The following is a 25,500-nucleotide window of genomic DNA, read 5'->3' as shown; positions in this document are numbered from 1 at the left end:
ACTAGGATCGGCTCGATCGGCACACCGACTCGCCGCCCTCTATCGGGAGAACCCATGATCATCGTCTGGATCCTGCTCGGCCTCGTCGTGCTCCTCGCCGTCGTCGGCGTCGTCATGTACAACGGCCTCATCGGCCTGCGCAACAAGGTCGAGGAGGGCTGGCGCCAGATCGACGTCGAGCTGAAGCGTCGCCACGACCTCATCCCCAACCTCGTCGAGACGGTCAAGGGCTACGCGTCGCACGAGCGCGGCACGCTCGAGGAGGTCATGCAGGCCCGGTCCACCGCGATGTCGGGCGCGTCGACCCCCGCCGCGGCGGCGCAGGCCGAGGGCCAGCTGAGCCAGGCGCTCGGTCGCCTCATGGCCGTCGCCGAGGCCTACCCCGACCTCAAGGCCAACCAGAACTTCCTCGCCCTCCAGCAGGAGCTGACGAGCACCGAGGACCGCATCGCGAGCTCGCGCCGCTACTACAACGCCCTCGTGCGCGAGCTCAACACCAAGGTCGAGTCCGTCCCCTCGAACATCGTTGCCAACATGGCCGGCGTCAAGCGCGCCGAGTACTTCGAGACCCCCGCGACCGAGGCCGTCGCCCCGAGCGTCTCCTTCGGGGGCGACAGCGCCGTCGGGGGCTCCGGCACCCCGGCCGTCTCGGCGTCCACCCAGCCCGGTGCCGTCGGCGGCTCGTCGACCCAGCCGGGGGGCGCGCCCGGCGCGCTGCCTCAGGCACAGGCCCCCGGTGCCACCCAGCCCGACCCGACGTCCGACTCGGCCGGCCCGGGCACGTCCGGCGCCTGACCGGAGGGTGTTCGGGGCTCAGCCCTTGACGTACGAGAGCTTCTCGCAGACCTTGCCGTCGCGCAGGCGTACGACGTCGATGCCGCGCACGTGGCCGGGCGAGCCGTCCGGGGCGACCCAGGAGAAGCGCCAGCGCAGCACCCCGCGGTCGCCGGCGACGAAGGACTCCTCGGCCGTGAAGAGCGGGCTGCCCGTCTCGGTGAAGAGCGACTCCCACACCGAGCGCACGTCGGTCGCGCCCTCATGGCGTAGGCCGTCCGGCGCCGGTCCGGTGGCCTCGAAGACGCAGTCGTCGGTCATGAGCGACATGATCGCGTCGACGTCGCCCCGTCCGAACGCCGCGACGAAGGCGGTGAAACCCGCATGGTTCGGGCCCCACGTGGCATCCCGTCCGAAGCGCGCTAGGAGGTCGGTCTGCGCGTCGCCGCTGGACGGCATACGCGGTCCGACGGCCCCGCCGGAGCGGTAGGCCTCCTCCACGCGGTCGAACCACGTCGCCACGTCGGCCACGAGCCCCGGATCGAGCGCGCGGTCCTGCCCGATCGCCGCGGCGAGGTCCCAGCCGTGCACGAGGTGGTCGGCCACGAGCTGGCGGACGTACTCGTCCATCGACTCCTCGCCGTAGGACAGCTGCACGGTGCCGTGCGAGGGGAGCGTCTCGGCGACGGTGCCGAGGGCCTCGGTCGCGGCCGACGCCGCGGCGTCCCGGGCGTCCTCACCGAGGAGGTCGCCGTCGAGCCGGCTGCCGACGTCGGCGATGGTGCGGCCGCGCATCAGCGGCGAGGTCCAGAGGTCCTCGCCCGTCACGTGGTTGACGAGGTCCCGCACCGTCCACTCGCTGCACGGCGTCGGCAGGCCCCACTGGTCGTCGGCCACCGAGGCGACCTGCTGCGACCACCACTGCACGCTGCGGCGGTAGGCGCCGCCGAGGTCGGACCCGGTGTGCGGGGTCTCGGTCGTTGCCTCCATGGCGTCCTCCCATCGCCCCTGCAGCACCAGTGTGCCCCGGGCTCGGGAGGCGCGTCAGGACATCACGTCAAGACGCGGTCAGGAGGCGGGGTCAGGAGGCGCGGTCGCTGCCCGTCGCGTGGTTCGCGACGTCGCCCGCCGCGTCGGCGGTCTCGGCAGCGAGCGCCTTGGCCCTGCGGCGGTGCTTGACGAACTCGTAGACCATCGGCAGCAGCGACACGGCGACGACGAGCAGGATCGCGACCTCGAGCTTGTCGGTGAGCCACGGGAAGGCCTGCCCGAGGAAGTAGCCGAGGAGGGTGATGCCGGCCGCCCACAGGACGGCGCCGACGGCGCTCCACGTGAAGAAGCGGCGGCGCTCCATCCGGCTGACGCCGGCCACGACGGTGATGTAGGTGCGAACGATCGGGACGAACCGCCCGATGACGAGGGCCTTGTTGCCGTGCCGGTCGAAGAAGTCGGTCGTCTGGTCGAAGTACTTCTTCTTGAGCACCTTGCCGTCGCGCGCATAGAGCGGTGTGCCGAGGGCCCGACCGATCTCGTAGCCGACGACGTTGCCGAGGAAGGCCGACGCGCACAGGATCACGATCGCCACGCCGAGGTTGACGTGCACCTGGCCGGTGGCGATGAACAGGCCCACCGCGAAGAGGAGGGAGTCGCCGGGCAGGATCGGGAAGAGGAGGCCGCACTCGATGAAGACGATGGCGACGGCGATCCAGAAGAAGGCCTCGCCGTACTGCTGGAGCAGGTAGGTGGGGTCCATCCACTTGGGGCCGAGGGCCGGCGCGATGGCCGGCAGGACGGAGGCGAGTGCGTGCATGGGTGACAGGGTATGCCGTGTGCCCGGGAGCGCCTGAATCCGCGCTGTCAGCGCGCTGTGGGGTCTCGAGCGGGTCTCGAAGGGATATCGATGGGACGACGTCCCTTCCGTCGGCGCGCGGACCCGGTTCACGATGGACGCGGGAGCGAAGGAGGAGTGACGGCACCTGCCGGACACTCGGGGTCGTGGACGCTGCGGCGCCCACGACGGCGCGCGTGCCGTCCTCCTCCTGATCCCGTTGCGCGCGCGGCCGCGCCGTCAGGCGATGGGCAGGTCCGCGAGGTTCACGGCGGCCACGGCCACGGTCGCGATGGCGGCCACGACGAGCAGCAGGCGCGCCGGCCGGTAGCGGAAGCTCGACAGGACGCCGGAGAAGAAGAGCGCGACGGCGAGCAGGATCGTGTTGATGACGTAGTCGTGCGCCGTTTCCCCGGCCTGGAGCGCCTGCTTGCCCGAGGCGTCCGCCTTCGCGGTGGCCGCCTCGTAGGGCCCGAGCTGGGCGCTCATGTAGCTCGTGTCGTCGATGAGCCTCGTGGGGGTGCCTCCCGCCTTGATCTCGGCCTCCCAGCGGTCGATGACGGGGAGCAGCTCCTCGCGGATCAGGGTCGCGCGGTAGAAGGCGACGAGCTGGGTGTTCTTCGCCTGCACCGCCTGCGCGTACTGCGCGATCATGCTGCTGTCGTAGCTGACCTTCTGGGTCGCGACGCCGAACAGCCGGCTGGCCTCGACGCGCTGGTCGGTCGACGTGCTCGTCGCCGTGCTCTGCGCCCCGCTCCACTGGGACGCCTGGTAGCCGCACCAGGCCGTCCCGACCGTGGCGAGCCCGAGGACGAGCACCGTGACCATCTCGATGAGACGGTCGACGAAGGAGCCCTCGCGGTTCATTGCTGCTCAGTGCCCGGAGGCTGGTCGGCGGCCGCGGCGGCGCCTTGGGCAGCGGCAGGGTCCTCGCGGACCGTGAGCCCCATCCGGCCGGGACCGTAGCCGGGACGGCGACGGCCCACCTGGACGCCGTCCGAACGCTGCACGAGGTCGCGCCACAGGTCGGTCTCGCGGTAGCGCCAGGCGTCCTCGCGTGCGGTCGTGATCTCCTGCTCGAGCCTGCCGTCGTTCTGGGCCTGGGCGATCCGGGTGGCGGCCTCGGCCTCCTCGAGAGCGAGCTCGAACGTGGCGCGCACCGTGGCCTGGATGACCTCCCCCGTCCGGCCGAGGTCGACGGGCCCGAGCACGAAGCCGGTGACACGGAGGCCGTGCTCCTCCAGCGCGGCGGTGACGGCCTCGGCGAGCCGGGTCTCGGTGTCGGACCGGGCGCGCCCGAAGAGGGTCTCGACCGTGACGGCGGGGTCGCTCAGGGCCCGGCTGATCGCCCGGCCGCTCTCGTCCCGGACCAGTCCGTGGACGCCCTCGGGCCCGAACCGCTCGTGCACCGTGCGCAGCCGCTCGGGGATGATCGCGTAGCGCACCGTGTACGCGACGCCGGCCAGGGCCCGGTCACCGAGGGCGCAGCTGAGGCTGGGGCCGGTGCGGTCGAGCTGCGACACCGCCGACGACGCGTCCTCGCCGGCGCGATAGGCCATCTCCACCGACGGGTACTCGACGACCATCGTCTTGCGCAGGAGCGGCACCCAGTGCCGGCCGGGCGTCAGGGAGTGGTCGGTCGCCCGGCCGTTCTTGAGCACGAGGCCGAGGGCGCCGGCCGGCACCTTGATCATCGAGGCCGTGACGACCATCCACGCGAAGATCGCGAGGATCGGCACGAGGAGCACGACGAGGATCACGGTGGCGGCGGTGCTCATGACCGGCTCCGGCCGGTCGCGGCGAGCGTGGTGACCGAGCCGGTCGCCGGGGTCGTGGTACGCATGGCAGGTCTCCTGTCGCCACCGGACCGCCCCGGTGGGTCGTCCGGCCGTTCGCCCGGTCGTTAGTCTTCCGGGCATCCGATGTGACACCAGACTGAACCGGAAGGGGGACCCGTGGCATCGCCTGAAGGGGGTGAGACCCCGGACGGGCCGGACGCACCGAACGGCCCGACCGTCGCGGTCGGGGTCGGCCCGTGGCAGGGCCCGCGCCCGTCCGGCGACCACTGGGACCCCGAGCTGCTCGAGCACGGCGACCGGCGCAACGTCGTCGACGCCTACCGGTACTGGCGCCACGACGCGATCGTCGCCGACCTCGACGCCCGACGCCACGACTTCCACGTGGCCGTCGAGAACTGGGGCCACGACTTCAACATCGGGTCGGTCATCCGCACGGCGAACGCCATGGGCGCCCGCGCGTTCCACATCGTCGGCAAGCGGAGGTGGAACCGGCGCGGGGCCATGGTCACCGACCGCTACCAGCACGAGCACCACCACCCGGACGCTGCCGCGCTCGCCGCGTGGGCCCGGGGCGAGGGGCTCGCCCTCGTCGGTGTCGACAACCTGCCCGGCTCGGTGCCCATCGAGACGTTCGACCTGCCGCGCCGGTGCGTCCTCGTCTTCGGCCAGGAAGGCCCCGGGCTGTCCGAGCCGATGCGGGCCGAGTGCACGGCCGTGCTCCACATCGAGCAGTTCGGCTCGACCCGCTCGATCAACGCCGGCGCGGCTGCTGCCATCGCGATGCACGCCTGGGTGCGCCGGCACGTCTTCGACCAGCGGGTGTAGCTCAGCCCTGCGGGTCGCGACCGCGCCAGCGCAAGGGCTCCTCGGCATACTCCTCGACGACGTGGGCGGCGACGCCGACCGACCTCGCGACCTGGAAGACCACCTCGCCCGACTCGGCTGGCAGGCCGAGGGCGTGGAGCACGGCGGCGCTCGCGAGGTCGATGTTGGGCAGCGATCCCGTGCGCTCGGCGACGAGCGCCGCGAGCGCGTCGACGCGCCGCCGCAGCCGGGTGGTGCCGCGCCGACGCCACAGGGCCTCGAGCACGACGTCGGCCCGCGGGTCGCCTTCGGGGTAGAGGAAGTGTCCGAAGCCGGCCACCACGCCCCGCTCGCGCAGCGACCGCGCCACGAGCACGGCCGGGTCGACGCCCTCGGTGAGCAGCGCGTGGGCGGCCACGGGGGCCGCGCCGTGGAGCGGGCCGGCCATCGCGGCGTACGCGGCCGACAGGCAGTCGTGGAGGCCGGCGCGTGTCGAGGCCGCGACGCGCGCGGCGACGGTCGAGGCGGTGAGGCCGTGGTCGAGGAGGGCCACGAGCAGCACCCGGAGCACGGCGACGTCGCCGTCGGCCGTCGGGTCGCCGCCGAGGGCGGTCAGCGTCAGGGCCGTGAGGTCGCCGGACCGGGCGCGGTCCGCCGGGCCGGGCGACGAGGCCCCCGCCAGGGCGACCGCGGCCCGGACCGCGGGCAGCGCTGCCTGCCTGACCCGCTCGGGGTCCGTGTCCGAGGAGAAGGGGTCGGCCGCCGCGAGCAGCTGCACGGCCACGGGCATCCGCCGCTCGAGCGGCAGGCTCGTCAGGTCGATGGCGGCCGTCTCCGGCAACCCCGAGAAGCCTTGCGGCACCGTCGTCCCCAGCACGATCCCCGCTGCCTCCTCGAGCGACCGCAGGGCGACGACGTCGCTCAGGGCGCGGCCGCGGTAGAAGAGCTCTCCTTCTGCCTGTCGGCTCACGGCGGTGGCGATGCTCCGGAAGCGCAGGACCGGCTGCGGGCCGCCCGGGGGACGGGTCGCCGAGGCGATGGCGTCGATCTGCGCCCGGTCGAAGAGGCTCTCCTGCTGGCCCGGCCGGCGCTCGCTCCGCAGCAGCCCGCGGCTGACGTACGCGTAGAGGGTCGCCCGTTTGACGCCGAGTCGCTGGGCGGCCTCCGTCGTCGTGATCCACGTGCCTCGTGCGGTCGTCACGTCGCCTCCGGGCGGGTCTGGTCGATGGCGTTGATCGGGTCAACCGTTGACGAGATCAACATTGACGATGTTGATCAACATCGCTGAGAGTGAAAAGTGAACCTGAAAGGAGGACCCCATGTCCACCACTCCCACCGGATTCATCACCGTCCCGAAGGGTCTCGCCAAGGTCGTCGTCACCGACACCGAGCTCGGCGACGTCCGCGGCGACGAGGGCTTCTTCCACTACCGGCAGTACTCCGCCGTCGAGCTCGCCGAGCAGGTCGGCTTCGAGCAGGCCTGGCACCTGCTGGAGCGAGGCCACCTGCCCGACGACGCAGAGCTGGCGGCCTTCACCGCAGAGGTGGGGCGACTACGCGTCCTGCCGCCCGGCCTCGCCGACCTGCTCCCCGCCATCTGTGCGACGACCACCGACTCGCTCCAGGTGCTGCGCACGACGCTGTCGGCGTGGGGCGGCATCGCCGGCCTGCGTCCGCTCTACGACTGCGACGAGGACGAGAAGTCCGCGGCCTCCCTGGCGGCCGTCGCCGTCACGCCGACGATCCTCGCGGCCGCGCACCGTCTCCACCACGGGCTCGAGCCGGTGCCGGCCGACCCGACCCTCGGCCACGCCGAGGACTACCTGCGGATGGTGACGGGGCGGCTGCCCTCGGCGCGAGACGCCCGCGCCGTCGAGCAGTACCTCGTCGCCACGATGGACCACGGCTTCAACGCCTCGACCTTCACCGCGCGGGTCATCGCGAGCACCGGCGCCGACCTCGCGGCCTGCCTCGTCGGGGCCATCGGCTCGTTCTCGGGCCCGAAGCACGGCGGCGCGCCGAGCCGGGCGCTCGAGGCCCTCGACGAGATCGGCACCCTGGACCGGGCCGACGGCTGGGTGCGCGACCGCATCGGGTCCGGCGACCGGATCATGGGTTTCGGCCACGCCGTCTACCGCACGCGCGACCCGCGCTCGGAGATGCTCAAACAGATCGCCCGCGGCTGGGACGACCCGCTCGTCGACCTCGCGGTCGGGGTCGAGGACGCCATCGAGCGCGCGCTGGCCGAGCTGAAGCCGGGGCGCGAGCTGCACGCCAACGTCGAGTTCTACGCCGGCGTCGTCATGAAGCTCGCGGGGCTCGACCCGTCGATGTTCACGCCGACCTTCTGCGTCGCGCGCGTCGTCGGCTGGACGTCCAACGTCCTCGAGCAGAGCCGCGACCCGAAGATCATCCGGCCCGCCGCACGCTACGTCGGGCCGCCGCCGCCCCAGCCGGTGCCCACCGGCACGCGCGCCCCGCAACCGGCCTGACCGTGGGAGGGCATCGAGCAGACCCCGACGCATCCGGTTGCCGGGGCCTGCTCGGCGCGACCGGGGGAGCATCCGGTCGCTGGTGGTCGCCCGGAGCCCTCCGAACGTCATGTCCACCGTAGGACAGAATCGGTGTCTCGGGTCGACGTTCAGGTCAGGACTCGACAAGGTGGTGTCAAGGAAGGGTAGGCATCGCGTAAGGAGGGGCTCGGGGTGCCACGAACGTCGGTCGAATCGCCCGGTAATGCGGCATTCGTCCGGTTCTGGGTCGCCGACGCCGTCTCCAACCTCGGCACTTTCGTCTCGGCTCTCGCCCTCCAGCTCCTCCTCATCGAGACCCTCCACGCCGACCAGACCGAGCTCGGGATCGTCCGGGCGGCGACGTGGCTGCCCTACCTCCTCTTCGGCATGCTCGCCGGCGTCGTCGTCGACCGGGTGCGGCGCCGGCCGCTGCTCGTCGCGGCCGACCTGCTGTGCGCCCTGCTCGTCGGCACGATCGGGGTACTCGCCCTGACCGGCCACCTGACGGTGCCGCTCGTCGCCGCCCTCGTCTTCTGTGCCGGCTCCGCCTCGATGTTCTTCAGCGCCGCCCACCTGTCGTTCCTGCCGACGGTTGTGCCGGAGACGCGCCTCGCCTCGGCGAACGCCCGGCTCGCCCAGACCTACGCCGCGACGCAGTCGCTCGGTCCGCTCGTCGGCGGTGCGCTGGTGCGGCTGCTGTCCGCGCCCGTCGCGGTGCTCGTCGACGCCGTGTCGTATGCCGTGTCGGCCGTCGTGCTCATGACGGTCCGCGTCGAGGAGCGGGCTCCTGAGCGCACCCCCGAGCGGCACGTGTGGCGCGAGCTGCGCGAGGGCGCGGCCTGGGTCTACCGGCACAGGGTGCTGCGCCCGTACGCCATCTCGCTGCACCTCTGGTTCTTCGCCAACGCCATGGTCACGACGGTCCTCGTCTACTTCGCCACGACCGAGCTGCACCTCGACCCGCTCGCGGTCGGGCTCGTCCTTGCGGCGACCGGCGTGACCGGCGTCCTCGGAGCGGGCCTGTCCCCGCGACTCGGCGTGCGCTTCGGCACCGGCCGGGTGATCACGACGACGGAGTGGCTGAGCCCGGCGGCATACGCCCTCCTGCTGCTCGCGCAGCCCGGGCCGTATGCCATCGTGTGGCCGCTCGTCGCCAACGCGCTCTTCGGCCTGGCGATGGGGCTGCGCGACCCGCTCGACATGAGCTACCGCAACCTCGTGACGCCCGACCGGCTGCGCGGGCGGATGAACGCGACGATCCGGTCGCTCAACTGGGGCTCGATCGCCGTCGCGGCTCCCCTCGGGGGCCTCGTCGCCGCGACGTGGGGCAACCGGGTCGCCATCGCCATCGGGGTGGTCGGGCTCGCGGTCGCGGCCCTGCTGCTCTGGAGCTCCCCGTACCGTCACGTGACGGCGCCGGGTGAGCGCCCGGTGGAGGGGCCGGTGCAGGGTCCGGTGCAGCGCCGCGCCTGAGGTCAGTCCGCCGTGCGCAGGGCCTGCTTCCACGACGTCCGGCCACGGGTCTGCATGAGCGACCGCCGGTAGACCTTCTCGCCGATGACGACGGTCACCGCGGAGAAGGCCGCCATGAGCAGGAGGGACACGACGGGCTCCCACCAGGCGGCGTCGCCCGCGATGATCCGCCCCGGCATCGCCACGACGGACACGATCGGCACGAAGGAGGCGACCTTGAGGGCAGTGCCGCTCAGGGCGAAGCTCGCGAAGTAGACGAGCATGAGCAGGGTCGTCAGGGGCGAGGTCGTCGACTGGAGGTCCTCGGTGCGCGAGGCCAGCGCGCCCGCGACGGCGAAGAGACAGGCCAGGGCGAAGAAGCCGACCGCGAAGAAGAGGATGAACCACACGACCGCGGTCGAGAGCGCGGGCAGCAGCGACGACCACTCGGTGAACGACACCGCCACGAGCCCGACCCCGGCGAAGAGCACCACCTGGCCCATCGCGATGACCGAGTTCCCGACGACCTTGCCGGCGAGCAGGGCGCGCAGGGGGATCGCCGTCGCGATGATCTCGACGAGGCGCGACTGCTTCTCCTCGACGACGCTCGCGGCGATCTGCTGGCCGAACATCAGGGCGCCCATGAAGAAGAGCAGCGCGAAGGCGAAGGTGGCGGCCTGCACGAAGCCGCGGTTCGTCGTCTGCCCGTCGAAGCGGTCGGCGCCCAGGGTCGCCCCGCGCTCGAGGGCCTCGACCGTCGTGCCGGCCGCAGCCGCGTTGCGGTCGAGCGCAGCGGCGCGGACGGCTCCCTCGAGGGGCGTCCGCAGCGACGACCCCACGTCGTCGCCGGACGTCAGCGTCCAGCCGGCCGACGTCTCGTGCAGCCACGCGTCGACGTCGCCCCGGTCGACGGCGGCGTGCGCCGCGTCCTCGCCGGTGACGGTCGTCGGGGTGATGACGACGGTGTCACTCGTCGAGCGGGCTGTCGATGCGGCCTGCTCGACGAGGCGCGTGCCCTCGGCCGACGACACGGCGACGGTGTAGGTCGTCGTCTTTCCCGCCTGCCACGCCGAGAAGGCCGCGAAGCCGGCGATGAACACGAGCGTGAAGAGCGTGGAGAAGAGGAACGTGCGGTTCGTGACGCGGACGACGACCTCGCGCACAGCCACGATGAGCCACGGACGCCCGCCCCCGGACGTCTGCTCGTCGGCGGGCCCGGAGGCCTCGCCGGCGCCGGCGGTGTCGGGGTCCGGTCGGTGCTGGAGGGTGGTCATGCCGTCACCTCACGGTAGATCTGGGCCAGGGTGGGTCGCTGCGGCGAGAACTCGTGCACCTCGCCGCGTCTCAGGGCCTCCTCGAGGAGAGCCCGTTCGGCGCCGTGCTCGACGACCTCGAGCAGCGCCGTGTGTCCCTCGACGTCGACGGCGTGCACGCCCCCGACACCGCGCACCCACCCTGCATCGCCCGACAGGACGAGCCGGTGCCGCGAGACGGAGGTCGCGCGCAGCTCGTCCGGGCTGCCCGACGCGACGACCCGGCCCTTGGCGAGCACGACGAGGCGCTCGCAGAGCCGCTCGACGAGGTCGAGCTGGTGGGAGGAGAAGAGGACCGGCACGCCGCGAGCGGTGTGCTCGCGCAAGAGGTCGGCCATGTTGTCGACGGCGGCGGGGTCGAGGCCGCTGAACGGCTCGTCGAGCACGAGCGCCCGGGGCCGGCCCATGAGCGCGGCGATGATCTGGACCCGCTGCTGGTTGCCGAGCGAGAGCTTCTCGACGTGGTCCTTGGCGCGCTCGGCGAGACCGAGGCGCTCGAGGTGGGCCGTCACCGAGGCCTTGGCCGCCGAGGCGCTCAGGCCGCGGAGCCGTCCGAGGTAGACGAGCTGGTCGAGCACCGCCTGCTTGGGATAGAGCCCGCGCTCCTCGGGCATGTAGCCGAACTGGCGCCGGTCGAGGGCGGTGATCGGGCGACCGTCCCAGAGCACCTCGCCACCGCTGGGCGACAGGACGCCCATGACCATGCGCATCGTCGTGGTCTTCCCGGCACCGTTGCCGCCGACGAAGCCGGTCAGCCGGCCGGCCCCGACCGTGAAGCTGATGTCGTCGACGGCCCGGATCTCGCCGAAGGTGCGGCTCAGGTGCAGAAGCTCGATGTCGGCCGTGGCGCGTGGTCTGGTCAGGCGGTCCCCGTCGTCGTTCATGCCTCCCACGCTAGGCCGCGCGGGGGCGCCCAGGATCAGCCGCTGGGTTGATCCTCCCGATCCCCCCGGAGGATGAGACCGGCCTCGTAGGCCAGCACGACCGCCTGGACGCGGTCGCGCAGGTGCAGCTTGGCGAAGACGTTGGACAGGTGCGTCTTGACCGTCGCCTCACCGACGAAGAGCCGTCCGGCGATCTCGGCGTTGGAGAGGCCCCGACCCACGAGACCGAGCACCTCGAGCTCGCGCGGCGTCAGGTCGTCGAGCCGCGGGTCGCGGTCGTCCCGCCGTGGGGCGGCCTGGGCGTCGGAGACCGACCCGTTCGTCATCTGCTCGATGACGCGCCGCGTCACCTCCGGAGCGAGCAGGGCGTGGCCACCCGAGACGGCCCGCACCGCCTCGATGAGGTGGTCGGCGTCGGCGTTCTTGAGCAGGAAGCCGCTCGCCCCGGCGGCGAGGCCGGCGAAGACGTAGTCGTCCCGGTCGAAGGTGGTGAGGATGACGACCCTGGCCAGGTCGTCGGCGACGATGCGCCGGGTCGCCTCGATGCCGTCCATGACCGGCATCTGCACGTCCATGAGCACGACGTCGGGTCGCAGCTCGCGGGTGAGCCGCACGGCCTCCTCACCGTCGCTCGCCTGCCCGATGACCTCGATGTCGTCCTCCACCGAGAGGATGAGCGAGAAGCCGGACCGGACGAGCAGTTGGTCGTCGACGAGCAGCACGCGGACGGGCGCGCTCACGAGGCCTCCTCGGGCAGCGGCATGCGCACGCGGACCCGGTATCCGCCGGTGACCCGGGGCCCGATCTCGCTCACGCCGCCGTGCGTCGACAGGCGCTCGCGAACGCCGAGGAGACCCAGGCCGGTCCCCGACGTGCCCGACCGCGGCCGCCCGCTGTCGAGCACCTCGACCTCGGCGTAGCCGTGCGCGAAGCCGTGCTCGGGTCGCCGGTCGACGCGGACGAAGACCGTCGCGCACGAGGCCGTCGAGTGCCGCCGCACGTTGGCGAGCGCCTCTTGCGCGGTGCGGTAGAGCGAGAGCCCGAGGGGTGCCGGGACGGAGGCGGCCGCGCCGGGCACGTCCTCGACGACGTGGCACTCGACCTCGAGGCCGTGGGTCGAGGCCTCACGGGCCAGGGTCGTCACGTCCGCGAGGCCGGGCTCGGGCGCCCGGGTGCGGCCCCCGGGTCCCGACCCGTCCGACGTCCCCTCGTGGTCGTCGGCGCGCAGCGTGCCGAGCAGCCCTCGCATCTGGGCCACGGCGTCGCGCGATGACGTCTCGACCGACCGCAGGGCGCCCTCGGCCACGTCGGGGTCGCGTCGCAGCACGCGACGGGCCGCGGCGGCCTGGATCCCGATGACCGAGACGTGGTGGGCGACGACGTCGTGCAGCTCACGGGCGATCCGCAGCCGCTCCTCGACGACGGCCTGCCGCTGGAGGCTCGTGGCCTGGGCGTCGATGGTGCGGGCCTGGGCGGCGAGCCGGTCGCGCTGGAGCGCGGCGCGCCAGGCGGCCTGGCCACCGATGATGGCGCCGCCGAAGTAGAAGACGTTGATGAGCAGGGTGTAGACGACGTAGGCGCCGGCCGGGCTGAAGAGTCCCTGGTGGACGAGGGGCTCGTCGCCGCGGCTCATCGCCTCCTCGACGCCGCTGCCCACCGCGAGCTGCCAGGCGAGCCAGCCGAACATCAGCAGCACGACACCGGCGACGACCCCGAGCATCGCCTGCCGGTCACGTGCCCAGGCGACGCCGGTGAAGAGGGCGAGGAAGTAGACGACCTGCATCGGCATCGACACCGCGACCGCCGGCATGAGCAGGCCGAAGACGAAGAGGTGCAGCGACAGTCCGGCCGCGACGAGCAGCGGCCACCGGTGGCGCCAGATGAGGGGGAGCGTGCCGAGGGCCACGGCGACGTGCGGCCAGACCCACGAGTCCTGCTGCGCGCCGAGTGAGTCGATGCTGCGCAGCAGCTCGACGCCGAGCGACCCCGCGACGAGGAAGCCGAGGGCGACCCAGAGGTCGGCACGCCGCTGGCGCGGCGAGTCGTCGGGGACCCGCTCCCAGTCGGTGTCGACACCGAAGTAGGCCCTCACCCGCGCCACGAGGGCAGTCCACCGGCCGTCCATGGGGCCAGCCTAGGCAGACCGGTGCCCCTGCCGGTTCCCCCTCGAGGCGGAGGGCGTGGCGGCGGTAGGTTCGGGCGCATGGGTGTCTCCTCCTCCGTCCTCGACGTCCCGACGATGCGTTCCAGGCTCGACCGGCTGCGACACCACGCGGCAGATGCAGGCGTCGCGGCGACCGTCGTGTCACCCGGCTCCGACCTGCGCTACCTCACCGGCATCGCGGGCTCGTCGTTCGAGCGGCTCACGGCGCTCGTCGTGCCGAGCGACGCGACGGTCGCCCCCGTCTTCGTCTCTCCTGCGCTCGAGTACGCCGGTCTCGGTCACGTGCCGCTCGGCGAGCTCGGCGTCGAGGTGCGCACGTGGGTCGACGGCGAGGACCCCTACGCCCTGGCGCTCGGCGGAGTGCCGACCGGTCGCGTCGCGGTGTCCGACATGACACCGGCCCTGCACCTGCTGCGCCTGCGTGACGCCGGGGCGGCGGACCAGCAGCTCGCCGGCCCGGTCCTGCGCGAGCTGCGGATGCGCAAGGACGCGGCCGAGCTCGCGGAGCTGCGCGCGGCCGGCGCCGCGATCGACCGTGTGCACGCGCGGGTCGGCGAGTGGCTCCGGGTCGGTCGCACCGAGGCGCAGGTCGCTGCCGACATCGCCGCTGCGATCCTCGAGGAGGGGCACGCCACAGCCGAATTCGTCATCGTCGGGTCGGGACCCAATGGCGCGAGCCCGCACCACTCCGTCAGCGACCGCGTCATCGAGGGCGGGGACGTCGTCGTCGTCGACATCGGCGGCCCGCTGCCCTCGGGCTACGGCTCCGACAGCACGCGCACGTATGCCGTCGGGTCGCCCCGCGAGCCCGGCGTGGCCGAGGCGTATGGCGCGCTGCAGGCGGCGCAGCAGGCATCCGTCGAGTCCGTGCGTCCCGGCGTGACGTGCGAGGCCATCGACCGCGCGGCCCGCGACGTGCTCGCGGCGGCCGGTCTCGCAGAGCACTTCATCCACCGCACCGGCCACGGCATCGGGCTCGACGGCCACGAGGAGCCCTACATCGTCGCCGGCAACGACCTCCCCGTCGAGCCCGGCATGACCTTCAGCATCGAGCCGGGCGTCTACCTCGCGGGCCGCTGGGGCGCGCGCATCGAGGACATCGTCGCCGTGACCGACGACGGTGTCGAGCGCTTCAACACGAGACCCACCGACCTCGTCGTCGTCTGACCTGAAACGGGTGTGACGACGGGGCCACTCGAGCGTCGAGTGGCCCCGTCGTCCCAGGGCCCAGGTGGCCCGACCTCAGGAGTCGAAGCCCACGCCGATCCGGTCGAGCGCGCGGAGCCACAGGTTGCGCCGGCCGGTGCGGTCCTCGGCCGCGAGCGACGACCGCGTGGCGCGCACGGCGGCATACCGGATCGGCTCGGGCGGGAAGGGGATCGGTTTGCGCCGCACCATCCCGAGGCGGGTGAGCTCGGTGTCCTTGCCGTCGACGAGATCGAGGGCGACGGCCGCGCCGAAGCGGGTCGAGGCGACGCCCAGCCCGGTGTAGCCGACGGCGTACGCCATCCGCCCGCCGAGCGCCGTGCCGAAGACCGGCGTGAAACGGGACGTCGTGTCGATGACACCGGCCCAGCGGTGCGTGAAACGGATGCCCTCGAGCTGCGGGAAGAGGTCGAGGAAGTGGTCGGCGAGCAGCCCGTGCGAGGCGTCCGACTGCTCGAGCGCCGGGTCGATGCGTCCGGGGAAGTGGTAGTTCGCGTCATAGCCGCCGAAGAGCACCCGGTCGTCGAGCGTCCTTCGGTAGTAGTGGAACTGGTTGCCCGCGTCGGTGAGTCCCTCGCGCTCTTTCCAGCCGATGGCGTCGAGCTGGGTCGGCGTCAGGGGTTCGGTCATGAGGACGTGGTCGTAGACCGGGAGCACCCACGCGCTGAAGCGCTTGAGCACGCCCTGCGACGCGTTCGTGCCGATGACGACGCGTCGCGCGTGGATCGAGCCGCCGTCGAGCGTCACCCTCACGCCGTCGCCCTCGGTGTCGAATCCCGTTGCACGCGTGTGCTCGTGGAGCCGCACGCCGAGCGACTCGGCCGCGCGGGCCAGCCCCCAGACGAGGCGCGCGGGGTCGACGAGCGCGACCTCGGGGTCGTACATCCCGGCGAGGTAGCGCGGCGAGTCGACGCGGGCCCGGGCCTGCGCGGCGTCGAGCAGCTCGACCGGGACGCCGTGGGCGCGGTGCAGCTCGAAGGACTCGCGGACGGCAGGGACCTGGTGCTCGGTGAGTGCCAGCGTCAGCTCTCCGGGCACGTGGTGGTCGGCGTCGATGCCGTATGCCGTCAGCGTCCTCTCGATGCCCGCGACGTTCTCGACCGCGAGCCGGTCGAGGGTCTCCATCTCGTCGGGCCAGCAGCCGAGGCCCTGGGCGAGCCCGTGGGTCAGCGAGGGCGCCATGAAGCCGCCGTTGCGCCCGGACGCGCCGTCGGCCAGCCGGCCGGCCTCGACGACGACGACGTCCCGCGACGGGTCGGCCTCCTTGGCCTGGATCGCGGCCCACAGCCCGGTGAACCCTGCGCCCACGACGAGCAGGTCGGTGCGGGGCGCTGCGCCCGTCAGGGGCGCCCGCGGGTCGGGCCGCTCGGGACGGTCGGTCCAGAAGGGGACGGGGCGCGCGTCGGCGAGAGCCGTGGCGGCGCGGGGCGAGAGCGGGGAAACAGGCATGACGAGACGGATCAGACCATGCTTGGCTGGTGCCTGTGAACCCCCGTTCGTTCCAGAGCGATGCCGCGCCGGCGTCGGCGCCCCCGCCCGAGCAGCTGCTCCGGGTCTTCCACGACCAGACGCGCGCCCCCGTCCCGCTCGGGACGGCCGAGCGCCCGCTCGAGCTCGACGGCCCCGTGCGCAAGCACTACGACCTCGACCCGGCCGGCCACTTCGCGATGGTCGAGAGCCCGGACGGTCTCGGTGACGACCCCGACGGTCTCGTCCTCCGGGTGCGTGACTTCTTCGCCGAGCGCGGCCAGAAGGTCGAGTGGAAGACCTACGACTACGACGAGCCGAGCGACCTCGGCGCGCGCCTCGAGGCTGCGGGTTTCGTCCGCGAGGACGACGAGGCGCTGATCCTCGGCGAGGCCGCCCCACTCGCGGCGCAGGACCTCGCGCTGCCCGAGGGCGTCGTCGTGCGTGCCGCAGACGGCTTCGAGGACTTCGCCCGGATGCGCACGATGTCCGAGACGGTGTGGGGCGACGACCACGCCTGGGTGACCGAGTCGCTCTATCCCGAGTGGGTCGCCCGGCCCGACTCGATGGACGTCGTCGTCGTCGAGGAGTCCCGCGAGGGCCCGGTCCTCTGCGCGGCCCGTGGTGAGTACGACGCGAGCGGGTTCACCGGCCTCTGGGGTGGCTCGACGCTGCCCGAGTGGCGCGGCCGTGGGCTCTACCGGGCCACGCTGCTCCACCGGGCTCGCCTCGGCCTCGACCGCGGCAAGGAGTACGTCCGCGTCGACGCCTCGCCCGACTCCGAGCCGATCCTCCGTCGCCTCGGCCTGCACCGCGTCGCGACGACGACCCCGTACGTCTTCGATCCCACGGCCTGACGGGGCGACGGTGGTGACGCGGGCACCACGGCGGCGCGCAGCCACGGCCGCTCGGGCCGCCCTGGCAGCCCTGGCCGTCGGGGCGCTGGCCACCACGCTCCTCGGCGCGTGCACCACGGAGAGCGCCGATCCCGCGGTCCGCAGCGCCACGTCGACGACGGGGACGGCCCAGCCCGATCCCGGGATGACCTTCATCGAGGCCGCCCCGCGGTGCACCACGACGCGGCCGCTGACCGGCAAGGGCCGTGTGCCCCTCGACGCCGTCTTCCCCGGCGCCGAGACGAGCGCGTTCTCCGCCCCCAAGGAGGCGGTGCCGGGTCCCGACGCCGCCGACCGGGCGCAGTGTCCCGGTGAGCTGCCCTCCCGACCGCAGTGCGACGGCCTCGTGCCGTGGACCGGCCTGCTCAACGATGCGTTCATCCCGGCGAGCCGGGCGCGGCGCGTCGTCGAGGGCTATCTCCTGACGATGCCCAAGCAGGCCGGCAACCAGGCCCCGCCCGAGAGCTCGGCCGGCACGAAGGTCGTCACCTTCAGCCTCGTCGACCTCGCCGCGGGCGACCCGGGAGGCCTCGTCGCCTACCTCGACGCCGCGTTCACGACCTGCGCGAAGGCGTCGCCGAGCCGGGTGGCCGGGGTCGGCGTCCGCATCGGGACCGTCCCCTCGGAGTACGGCGCCGGCTCGGCCGAGGTGGTCCTGCTGCGCCGCGGAGCCCACCTCGTGTGGGCCACGCTCGACGGCAGCGGGTGGCAGCCGGGGGAGCAGCAGAGGGCCCTCGCGGTGCTCGTCGCGCGCCTTCTCTGAGCGGGCGCTCACCGGTGGGTGGGCACCCGTGGGCACGCGGCGGCATACGTGGCAGGATTCACGGCGGATCGTGAACCCGCTCACCAGACAGCAGGAGTAGCAATGCCCATCGCCACCCCCGAGGTGTATGCCGACATGCTCGACCGCGCGAAGGCAGGCTCCTTCGCGTACCCGGCCATCAACGTCTCGAGCTCGCAGACGCTGAACGCCGCGCTCAAGGGCTTCGCCGACGCCGGCTCCGACGGCATCATCCAGGTCTCCACGGGTGGGGCCGACTACCTCTCCGGCCCGAGCATCAAGAACATGGTGAGCGGCTCGCTGGCCTTCGCGGCCTACGCGCACGAGGTGGCCAAGAACTACCCCGTCAACATCGCGCTGCACACCGACCACTGCCCGAAGGACAAGCTCGACACCTTCGTGCGCCCGCTCCTCGCGGCGAGCACCGAGCGCGTCCAGGCCGGCGGCACGCCGTGGTTCCAGTCGCACATGTGGGACGGATCGGCCGTGCCGCTCGACGAGAACCTGTCGATCGCCCAGGAGCTGCTCGCCCTCGCCAAGGCCGCGAACGTCATCCTCGAGATCGAGGTCGGCGTCGTCGGCGGCGAGGAGGACGGCGTCGAGGGAGCCATCGACGACAAGCTCTACTCGACCCCCGAGGACGCGATCGCGACGATCAAGGCCCTCGGCTCCGGCGAGAACGGCCGCTACCTGACGGCCCTCACCTTCGGCAACGTCCACGGCGTCTACAAGCCGGGCAACGTCAAGCTGCGCCCCGAGATCCTCCTGCAGGCCCAGCACGCCGCCGCCACGGAGCTCGGCCTGACGGGCGATGCGCGCCCCTTCGACCTCGTCTTCCACGGCGGCTCGGGCTCGCTGCCCGAGGAGATCTCGGCCGCCGTCGACAACGGCGTCATCAAGATGAACGTCGACACCGACACGCAGTACGCCTTCACGCGCGACATCGCCGGCTGGATGATCGGCAACTACGCCGGCGTGCTCAAGATCGACGGCGAGGTCGGCAACAAGAAGCAGTACGACCCTCGCGCCTGGGGCAAGTCGGCCGAGGAGGCCATGGCCAAGCGCGTCGTCGAGGCCTGCGACGCGCTGCGCTCGGCGGGCACGCACCAGTGAGCGACAACCTGCTCGGCATCCCCGAGACCCGGCTCGCCGTCGACCCGGCCGCCGAGAAGCTCGACGCCGGGGTCGACCCGGTGCAGGTGGCGGCGACGTACCCCGCGAGCTCGCTCGCGTGGGCCGTCCTCGCCGAGGACGCGCTCGCCGACGGTGACCGCGACGTCGAGGCGTACGCGTACGCCCGCACCGGCTACCACCGGGCGCTCGACTCGCTGCGCAAGTCCGGCTGGCGCGGCCAGGGTCCGGTGCCGTGGTCGCACGAGCCCAACCGCGGCTTCCTGCGTGCCCTCGCGGCCCTCGCCCGGGCGGCGCGCGCCATCGGCGAGAGCGACGAGGAGGCCCGCTGCACGCAGTTCCTGCGCGACAGCTCGGCCGAGGCGGCGCGCGAGCTCGGGCTCTGACCAGTCTGCTCGGCCCCTGCACCGCATGACGCTCTTCTGCTCCGACGTCGACGGCACGCTGCTCGACCATCGACGCACGCTGTCCTCCCGCACCGTGGCTGCCATCCGGGCGGTGCGGGAGGCCGGCCACACGTTCGTGCTCTGCAGCTCGCGCATGCCCGCGTCCCTCGAGGGTCTCGAGCGTCTCTGCGGCGTCGAGCCCACCCCGCTCATCGCGTACAACGGCGGGCTCGTGCTGCGTGCCGACCGCTCGGTCGTCACCGACGTCGCGATCACGCCCGCCGACGCGAGGGCCACGTATGCCGTGTGCGAGCGGCTCGCGCTCCACGCGAGCTTCTTCGCCGGGGACGACTGGTACGCCTGGGGTCCCGACGAGTGGACCGAGCGCGAGGCGACGATCACCGCCGTGGACCCGAGCCCGGAGTCGGCGTACGACTACGTGTCGAGCGGTCGCGTCGACGTGCAGCCGCCGCACAAGGTCATGGCGATGGGCGACCCGGCGCTCGTCGACGAGCTGGAGGCGGCGCTCACGGGTCGAGCCGGCCTCGTGACCTACCGCTCCAAGACGACCTACCTCGAGATCGCCAACGCCGCCTGCTCCAAGGGCGACGGGCTGCGCGCCCTCGCCGACGAGCTCGGCGTCGACGTCTCCGACACCGTCTTCTTCGGTGACAACCACAACGACGTCTCGGCCTTCGCCGTGGCGGGCACCGCGGTCGCCGTCGCCAACGCCGTCGACCCGGCCCTCGACGCGGCCACGGTCGTCACGGGCCACCACCGCGAGGACGGCGTCGCCGCCTACCTCGAGGACTGGCTCGCCTCGCACTGACCGGTGCGCAGCTGGACCGGATCGGCCCGTCGCTTGCGCGCTGCACGCTGGGTGGCGAGGCGATCGTCGCCGCCACAACTCCGCCGAGGCGGAGGAATCCGGGGTCGGGTGGCCCGATCCGCCACCACAACTCCGCCGGGGCGGAGGAATCCGGGTCGGGAGGCCTGATCCGCCACCACAACTCGGCCGGTGCGGAGAAGCCGGGTCCGGGGCACGGGTCTCGAACCGATAACCTTGCGGTTGGCTTGGACCACAACCGGAAGGCAGACCGATGCCGGCAATCGTGCTCGTCGGAGCGCAGTGGGGTGACGAGGGCAAGGGCAAGGCGACCGACCTGCTGGGCAGCAGCGTCGACTACGTCGTCAAGTTCAACGGCGGCAACAACGCCGGCCACACCGTCGTCATCGAGAAGGACGGCAAGCGCGAGAAGTACGCGCTGCACCTGCTGCCCTCCGGCATCCTCAGCCCCAACTGCGTGCCGGTCATCGGCAACGGCGTCGTCATCGACCTCGGCGTCCTCTTCGAGGAGCTCGACGGTCTCGAGGCGCGCGGCGTCGACACGAGCAAGCTGCTCGTCAGCGCCAACGCGCACGTCATCCCGAGCTACAACCGCACCATCGACAAGGTGACCGAGCGCTTCCTCGGCAAGCGCCGCATCGGCACGACCGGCCGCGGCATCGGTCCCACCTACGCCGACAAGATGAACCGCGTCGGCATCCGCATCCAGGACCTCTACGACGAGGGCATCCTGCGCCAGAAGGTCGAGGCCGCGCTCGAGCTGAAGAACCAGGTGCTCGCGAAGATCTACAACACCCGCGCCTCCGCCGTCGACGACGTCGTCGAGGAGCTGCTGTCGTATGCCGTCCGCCTCGCACCCATGGTCGCCGACACGAGCCTCGTGCTGACCCAGGCGCTCGACCGCGGCGACACGGTGCTCTTCGAGGCGGGGCAGGCGACCCTGCTCGACGTCGACCACGGCACCTACCCCTACGTCACCTCGAGCAACGCCGTGTCGGCCGGCGCGTGCACCGGCTCCGGTGTGCCGCCGACCCGCATCGACTCGGTCATCGCGATCCTCAAGGCCTACACGACCCGCGTCGGCGAGGGCCCCTTCCCGACCGAGCTGCACGACGACAGCGGCGAGTTCCTCCGCAAGACCGGCGCCGAGTACGGCACGACGACCGGACGCCCGCGCCGCTGCGGCTGGATGGACACCGTGGTCGGCCGTTACGCGACCCGGATCAACGGCGTCACCGACTTCGTCATCACCAAGCTCGACGTCCTCACCGGCCTCGAGAAGGTCCCGGTCTGCGTCGCCTACGACGTCGGCGGCGTGCGCCACGACGAGATGCCGGTCAACCAGACCGACTTCCACCACGCGACGCCGATCTACGAAGAGCTCGACGGCTGGCGGGAGGACATCACCGGCTGCCGCAGCTTCGAGGACCTGCCCGCCAACGCCCAGGCCTACGTGCTGCGCGTCGAGGAGCTCATCGGCGCCCGCGTCTCGGCCATCGGTGTCGGCCCGGGCCGCGACGAGATCATCGAGCGCTTCCCGCTCAAGCCGGCCGTCGCGAGCTGACGCGGTCGCGCGGTCGCCCGCACACGGCATACGAAAGCCTCTGCAACTGAAGGAAACCCATGACTGAAGAGGTCACCCCGCTCGACTGGGTCACGCGGCTGGCCGACGACGTGATCGCCGAGGCGCAGGAGCGTCACCCCGGCGAGACCATCGTCTGCGCGTCGGGCATCAGCCCGTCCGGACCGATCCACCTCGGCAACTTCCGCGAGCTCATCACGCCGCACCTCGTCGCCGACGAGATCAAGCGGCGCGGGATCGACTGCGAGCACATCCTCAGCTGGGACGACTTCGACCGCTTCCGCCGCGTGCCGAAGAACCTTGCGGGAGTGGACGACTCGTGGGAGCAGTACATCGGTATGCCGCTGACCTCGGTCCCGGCGCCCGCGGGTTCTGCGCACGCGAGCTGGGCCGACCACTTCAAGGCGCCGCTCCTCGAGGCCATGGTGGCCACGGGCATCGAGGTGCGCCAGATCAGCCAGACCGAGCAGTACCGCGCCGGTGTCTACCGCGACCAGGTGCTGCTCGCGATGCGTGAGCGCTTCGCCATCGACAAGGTGCTCGACCAGTACCGCACGCTCGAGGCCGTCGAGGCGGCCCGCCAGAAGTCCAGTGGCAAGGGCAAGGGCGGCGGTGGCGTCGGAGGCAAGGCGACGAAGCTCACCGAGGAGCAGGCCGCCGCGGCGACCGAGGCCGAGCGCGGCTCCGGCGCGGCGTCCGAGGACGACGGCAGCGAGGGCAAGGCCGGCTACTACCCGTTCAAGCCCTTCTGCTCCTCGTGCGGCACCGACTTCACGACCGTCACGGCCTACGACGACGACAGCCACGAGCTGACCTACGACTGCACGAAGTGCGGGCACACCGAGACTGTCGACCTCGACACCTTCACGAACGGCAAGCTCGTGTGGAAGGTCGACTGGCCGATGCGCTGGGGGCACGAGCACGTGATGTTCGAGCCGTCGGGGGTCGACCACCAGAGCCCGGGCAGCAGCTTCGTCGTCGGCAAGGACCTCGCGCCGATCTTCGGCTGGGAGCGGCCCGTCGGGCCGATGTACGCCTTCGTCGGCATCGCCGGGATGGCCAAGATGAGCTCGAGCAAGGGCGGCGTGCCGATCCCCACCGACGCGCTCGAGGTCATGGAGGCCCCGGTGCTGCGCTGGCTCTACGCTCGGCGCCGGCCCAACCAGAGCTTTGACGTCGCCTTCGGTCCGGAGCTCCAGCGCCTCTACGACGAGTGGGATGCCTTGGGCCGCAAGGTCGCCGACGGCTCGGCCCAGGCAGGCGACCTCGCCGCGCACCTGCGCGCCACGTCGACGGCCGCGGGTCCGCTGCCCTCGACGCCGCGACCGATGTCCTTCCGCACCATCGCGTCGGTCATCGACGTGACGCAGGGTGACGAGGAGCAGGCCGTCCGCATCCTCAGCGAGCTCGAGCCCGACAACCCCGTGGCCTCCACCGACGACCTGCGGCCCCGGCTCGACTGCGCCGAGCGCTGGATGCTCGGCTACGTGCCCGCCGAGGACCGCACCGTCGTGCGCACCGAGCCCGACGCGGAGCTGCTCGGCAGCCTCGACGATCAGCAGCAGGAGTCGCTCCGGCTGCTCGCCGAGGGTCTGGACGGGCACTGGTCGCTCGACGGCCTGACCCACCTCGTCTACGGCGTGCCGAAGATCCAGCGCGGCATCGACCCGGAGGCCAAGGTCAAGGACCCCGAGCTGTCGGCCGCCCAGCGCGCCTTCTTCGTCCTCGTCTACCGGCTGCTGGTGTCGAAGGACACCGGCCCCCGCCTGCCGACGCTGCTGCTGGCCGTGGGCGCCGACCGGGTCCGCAGCCTCGTCGGCCACTGAGGCAGTGAAAGAGCAGCTCGCCCGAGCTGGGCGAGCTGCTCCTTCGACTCGGAGAGGCGTGCGCGTCAGTTGACGCCGACGGCCGACCAGGCGGTGGCGGTGGCGGCGTACTGGGCGCTGCCGGCGCCGTAGAGGTCGGTGGCGGCCGAGAGCATGCCGGCGCGGGCACCGGCGTAGTTCGTCGACGAGGTCCAGTACGTCGTCAGGGCGCGATACCAGATCGCAGCCGCTGCGTCGTGACCGATGCCGGTCACCGCGCCACCGTTGCAGGTCGGGCTGGTGTAGCTGACGCCGTTGATCGTCTTGGCGCCGCTGCCCTCGGAGAGCAGGTAGAACAGGTGGTTGCCGACGCCCGACGAGTAGTGCACGTCGAGAGTGCCGACCCGCTTGCTCCAGCAGTCCGCGGACGCGCCGTCCTTGCTCGGCTTGTCCATGTAGCGCAGCGGGCCCGCGCCGTTCTTCGCGAAGCGCTCACCGATGAGGTAGTCGCCCGGGTCGCCGCTCGTGTTCGCGGTGAACTCGACCATGGTGCCCATGACGTCCAAGGTCGACTCGTTGAGGCCGCCGGACTCGCGGGCGTAGGTCAGCCCCGCCGTCGCCGAGGTGACGCCGTGCGTCATCTCGTGGCCGGCCACGTCGAGCGAGACGAGCGGGCCGTAGCTGGCGCCGTCACCGTCGCCGTAGCGCATGCAGAAGCACGTGTCGCTCCACGAGGCGTTGACCCAGCTGGTGCCGACGTGGACGAGGCTGCGGGCGCCCTTGCCGTCGTTCTTGATGCCGTTGCGGCCGAACGTGTTCTTGTAGAAGTCCCACGTGGCGCCGACGCCGAAGTCTGCGTCGACGGCGGCGGTCTGCCGGTTCGTGGTGGAGCCCGCGGTGCCCCAGACGTTGTCGGCGTCGGTGAAGAGGGTGCCCGTGGTCGAGGTCGTCGACCCGTTGTTGCCGTCCTCGGTGCGGGCCCCGCCGCGGGTCGCGTCGATCATCTGCCACTGGCCGCCCGACGCGGTGGTCTGGAGCGTCACGGTGCCGAGGTAGAGGCTGTTGCCCGTGCCGACGTCGTTGACCTCCGTCGCCCAGTGGTCGACGACGGCGCCGGAGCGCGCGTCGACGAAGACGACGGTGCCGGCCGGCTCACCGTGGGCGCCGACACCGTCGACCTGGGTCTTCCACACGAGGCGGGCGGGGCCGCCCATCGCGTAGACGGCCAGGGTCGGCTTCGATGCGCTGACGGTGTGGTCGACGGTGCGAGCAGCCGTGGCGGCCGCCGTGGCCGGGGCGACGGTGGGGGTCGTGGACGCGACCCGGACCGACGTGGACGCGGCGTTGACCCCCTTCCAGGCGCCCGCCTTGTCGGTGTGGACGACGAGGTCGCCACCGACGACGGGCAGGCCCTTGAACGTGCGGTCGAAGCGGACGTGCGTGGTGCCGTCCTTGTCGGTGGCCACGCTGCGGGACGTGAGGCCCTGGTCCTGGTCGAGGCCGAAGGCCGAACCGTGGGCCCGCGCCGCGGCGACGGCCCGGTCGAGGCCGGCTCCCGAGGCGGACCGGGTGGCTGCCTGCGCGCCGCTCGTGGCGATCGTCGCAAGGGCGGTGGCGGCGATCGCTGCGGTGGCGACCGACGTCGTGATGAAGCTCTTCTTCAAGGCGTACTCCTGGCTACCGAGGTGCCCCCGAGGGCGGTCGGATGACCGTTCCGCCACATGTGTCGGTTTGAAGGCGCGACGCCAGAGAGCAGGGTCAATGTTTGCCGGTGCTTGAACAGGAAATGAACCGGACCGATGGCTGTTCCCAGACTTCTCTCAGGAAGCGGATGGGACGGTCCCGGGCATGGAAGCGGGCGAGGGGCG

23 protein-coding genes are annotated in these 25,500 nt (G+C 72.3%); 12 read left to right on the top strand and 11 right to left on the bottom strand.

What is annotated here, in order from left to right; genetic code table 11:
* Positions 1 to 54: 54 nt before the first annotated feature.
* On the top strand, positions 55 to 795 hold the full coding sequence (locus AB4Z14_RS16005; RefSeq protein WP_442276052.1) for a LemA family protein: 741 nt from the start codon (positions 55 to 57) through the stop codon (positions 793 to 795).
* An 18-nt stretch (positions 796 to 813) separates the two neighbouring features.
* On the opposite strand, the gene AB4Z14_RS16000 is transcribed toward AB4Z14_RS16005, so the two are convergent.
* The 4 genes from AB4Z14_RS16000 to AB4Z14_RS15985 form a co-directional block, all read right to left on the bottom strand.
* Positions 814 to 1,764 (bottom strand): TIGR03086 family metal-binding protein, encoded by a 951-nt coding sequence (locus AB4Z14_RS16000; protein ID WP_442276051.1) that lies wholly within the window; start codon positions 1,762 to 1,764, stop codon positions 814 to 816.
* Positions 1,765 to 1,855: 91 nt separating this feature from the next.
* Positions 1,856 to 2,584 carry a DedA family protein gene (locus AB4Z14_RS15995; protein WP_442276050.1) on the bottom strand — a complete coding sequence of 243 codons (729 nt, stop codon included), beginning with the start codon at positions 2,582 to 2,584 and terminating at the stop codon, positions 1,856 to 1,858.
* Positions 2,585 to 2,842: 258 nt separating this feature from the next.
* A complete protein-coding gene (locus AB4Z14_RS15990; RefSeq protein WP_442276049.1) occupies positions 2,843 to 3,469 on the bottom strand; it encodes a hypothetical protein in 627 nt (208 codons plus the stop codon).
* Positions 3,466 to 4,380 (bottom strand): SPFH domain-containing protein, encoded by a 915-nt coding sequence (locus AB4Z14_RS15985; RefSeq protein WP_442276048.1) that lies wholly within the window; start codon positions 4,378 to 4,380, stop codon positions 3,466 to 3,468. Before AB4Z14_RS15985 ends, AB4Z14_RS15990 begins: the two co-directional genes overlap by 4 nt.
* Before the next feature lie 177 nt (positions 4,381 to 4,557).
* On the opposite strand from AB4Z14_RS15985, the gene AB4Z14_RS15980 reads away from it, so the two are divergent.
* On the top strand, positions 4,558 to 5,226 hold the full coding sequence (locus tag AB4Z14_RS15980; protein ID WP_442276047.1) for a TrmH family RNA methyltransferase: 669 nt from the start codon (positions 4,558 to 4,560) through the stop codon (positions 5,224 to 5,226).
* A 1-nt stretch (position 5,227) separates the two neighbouring features.
* On the opposite strand, the gene AB4Z14_RS15975 is transcribed toward AB4Z14_RS15980, so the two are convergent.
* On the bottom strand, positions 5,228 to 6,406 hold the full coding sequence (locus AB4Z14_RS15975; protein ID WP_442276046.1) for a citrate/2-methylcitrate synthase: 1,179 nt from the start codon (positions 6,404 to 6,406) through the stop codon (positions 5,228 to 5,230).
* A gap of 118 nt (positions 6,407 to 6,524) precedes the next feature.
* On the opposite strand from AB4Z14_RS15975, the gene AB4Z14_RS15970 reads away from it, so the two are divergent.
* Together AB4Z14_RS15970 and AB4Z14_RS15965 are read left to right on the top strand one after the other, a co-directional pair.
* The gene (locus AB4Z14_RS15970; protein ID WP_442276045.1) at positions 6,525 to 7,697 is read left to right on the top strand and encodes a citrate/2-methylcitrate synthase; all 1,173 of its coding nucleotides are present in this window, start codon (positions 6,525 to 6,527) and stop codon (positions 7,695 to 7,697) included.
* Positions 7,698 to 7,910: 213 nt separating this feature from the next.
* Positions 7,911 to 9,191 carry an MFS transporter gene (locus tag AB4Z14_RS15965; protein ID WP_442276044.1) on the top strand — a complete coding sequence of 427 codons (1,281 nt, stop codon included), beginning with the start codon at positions 7,911 to 7,913 and terminating at the stop codon, positions 9,189 to 9,191.
* 2 nt (positions 9,192 to 9,193) lie between these two features.
* On the opposite strand, the gene AB4Z14_RS15960 is transcribed toward AB4Z14_RS15965, so the two are convergent.
* Genes AB4Z14_RS15960 through AB4Z14_RS15945 form a run of 4 tightly spaced genes read right to left on the bottom strand, consistent with a single transcriptional unit; the run spans position 9,194 to position 13,492 of the window.
* Entirely contained in the window at positions 9,194 to 10,444 is a 1,251-nt protein-coding gene (locus tag AB4Z14_RS15960; RefSeq protein ID WP_442276043.1) for an ABC transporter permease, read from the bottom strand.
* Positions 10,441 to 11,367, bottom strand: coding sequence for an ABC transporter ATP-binding protein (locus AB4Z14_RS15955; RefSeq protein WP_442276042.1), 927 nt, complete (start codon positions 11,365 to 11,367; stop codon positions 10,441 to 10,443). The genes AB4Z14_RS15960 and AB4Z14_RS15955 overlap by 4 nt, the downstream gene beginning before the upstream one ends.
* 35 nt (positions 11,368 to 11,402) lie before the next feature.
* Positions 11,403 to 12,107, bottom strand: coding sequence for a response regulator transcription factor (locus tag AB4Z14_RS15950; RefSeq protein WP_442276041.1), 705 nt, complete (start codon positions 12,105 to 12,107; stop codon positions 11,403 to 11,405).
* Complete coding sequence (locus AB4Z14_RS15945) at positions 12,104 to 13,492, bottom strand: sensor histidine kinase (RefSeq protein ID WP_442276040.1); 1,389 nt, start codon at positions 13,490 to 13,492, stop codon at positions 12,104 to 12,106. Before AB4Z14_RS15945 ends, AB4Z14_RS15950 begins: the two co-directional genes overlap by 4 nt.
* 78 nt (positions 13,493 to 13,570) lie before the next feature.
* Between AB4Z14_RS15945 and AB4Z14_RS15940 the strand changes: the two genes are divergently transcribed.
* Positions 13,571 to 14,698: a M24 family metallopeptidase gene (locus AB4Z14_RS15940; protein ID WP_442276039.1), complete on the top strand. Its 1,128-nt coding sequence runs from the start codon at positions 13,571 to 13,573 to the stop codon at positions 14,696 to 14,698.
* Positions 14,699 to 14,773: 75 nt separating this feature from the next.
* Here the strand turns inward: AB4Z14_RS15940 and AB4Z14_RS15935 are convergent, their stop codons facing one another.
* The gene (locus AB4Z14_RS15935) at positions 14,774 to 16,186 is read right to left on the bottom strand and encodes an NAD(P)/FAD-dependent oxidoreductase (RefSeq protein WP_442276038.1); all 1,413 of its coding nucleotides are present in this window, start codon (positions 16,184 to 16,186) and stop codon (positions 14,774 to 14,776) included.
* Positions 16,187 to 16,215: 29 nt separating this feature from the next.
* On the opposite strand from AB4Z14_RS15935, the gene AB4Z14_RS15930 reads away from it, so the two are divergent.
* From AB4Z14_RS15930 to lysS, 7 genes are all read left to right on the top strand, one after another.
* Entirely contained in the window at positions 16,216 to 17,061 is an 846-nt protein-coding gene (locus tag AB4Z14_RS15930) for a GNAT family N-acetyltransferase (RefSeq protein WP_442276037.1), read from the top strand.
* Positions 17,062 to 17,074: 13 nt separating this feature from the next.
* Entirely contained in the window at positions 17,075 to 17,863 is a 789-nt protein-coding gene (locus tag AB4Z14_RS15925; protein WP_442276036.1) for a hypothetical protein, read from the top strand.
* Positions 17,864 to 17,965: 102 nt separating this feature from the next.
* Positions 17,966 to 18,994, top strand: a complete 1,029-nt coding sequence (gene fbaA / locus AB4Z14_RS15920; protein ID WP_442276035.1) for a class II fructose-bisphosphate aldolase — start codon at positions 17,966 to 17,968, stop codon at positions 18,992 to 18,994.
* Positions 18,991 to 19,398 carry a DUF3151 domain-containing protein gene (locus AB4Z14_RS15915; protein WP_056751827.1) on the top strand — a complete coding sequence of 136 codons (408 nt, stop codon included), beginning with the start codon at positions 18,991 to 18,993 and terminating at the stop codon, positions 19,396 to 19,398. The genes fbaA and AB4Z14_RS15915 overlap by 4 nt, the downstream gene beginning before the upstream one ends.
* A gap of 25 nt (positions 19,399 to 19,423) precedes the next feature.
* Positions 19,424 to 20,227 carry a Cof-type HAD-IIB family hydrolase gene (locus tag AB4Z14_RS15910; RefSeq protein ID WP_442276034.1) on the top strand — a complete coding sequence of 268 codons (804 nt, stop codon included), beginning with the start codon at positions 19,424 to 19,426 and terminating at the stop codon, positions 20,225 to 20,227.
* Between the two features lie 271 nt (positions 20,228 to 20,498).
* Positions 20,499 to 21,809 (top strand): adenylosuccinate synthase, encoded by a 1,311-nt coding sequence (locus tag AB4Z14_RS15905; protein ID WP_442276033.1) that lies wholly within the window; start codon positions 20,499 to 20,501, stop codon positions 21,807 to 21,809.
* 59 nt (positions 21,810 to 21,868) lie between these two features.
* Positions 21,869 to 23,653, top strand: a complete 1,785-nt coding sequence (gene lysS, locus AB4Z14_RS15900; RefSeq protein ID WP_442276032.1) for a lysine--tRNA ligase — start codon at positions 21,869 to 21,871, stop codon at positions 23,651 to 23,653.
* A gap of 65 nt (positions 23,654 to 23,718) precedes the next feature.
* On the opposite strand, the gene AB4Z14_RS15895 is transcribed toward lysS, so the two are convergent.
* Complete coding sequence (locus tag AB4Z14_RS15895) at positions 23,719 to 25,296, bottom strand: M4 family metallopeptidase (RefSeq protein WP_442276031.1); 1,578 nt, start codon at positions 25,294 to 25,296, stop codon at positions 23,719 to 23,721.
* Between the last annotated feature and the right edge of the window lie 204 nt (positions 25,297 to 25,500).

This window comes from Terrabacter sp. 2TAF16 (assembly GCF_052115065.1).
Classification (GTDB): Bacteria; Actinomycetota; Actinomycetes; order Actinomycetales; family Dermatophilaceae; genus Terrabacter.
The sequence above is the reverse complement of the archived record's forward strand: the minus strand, read 5'-3'. Positions and strand labels throughout refer to the sequence as shown.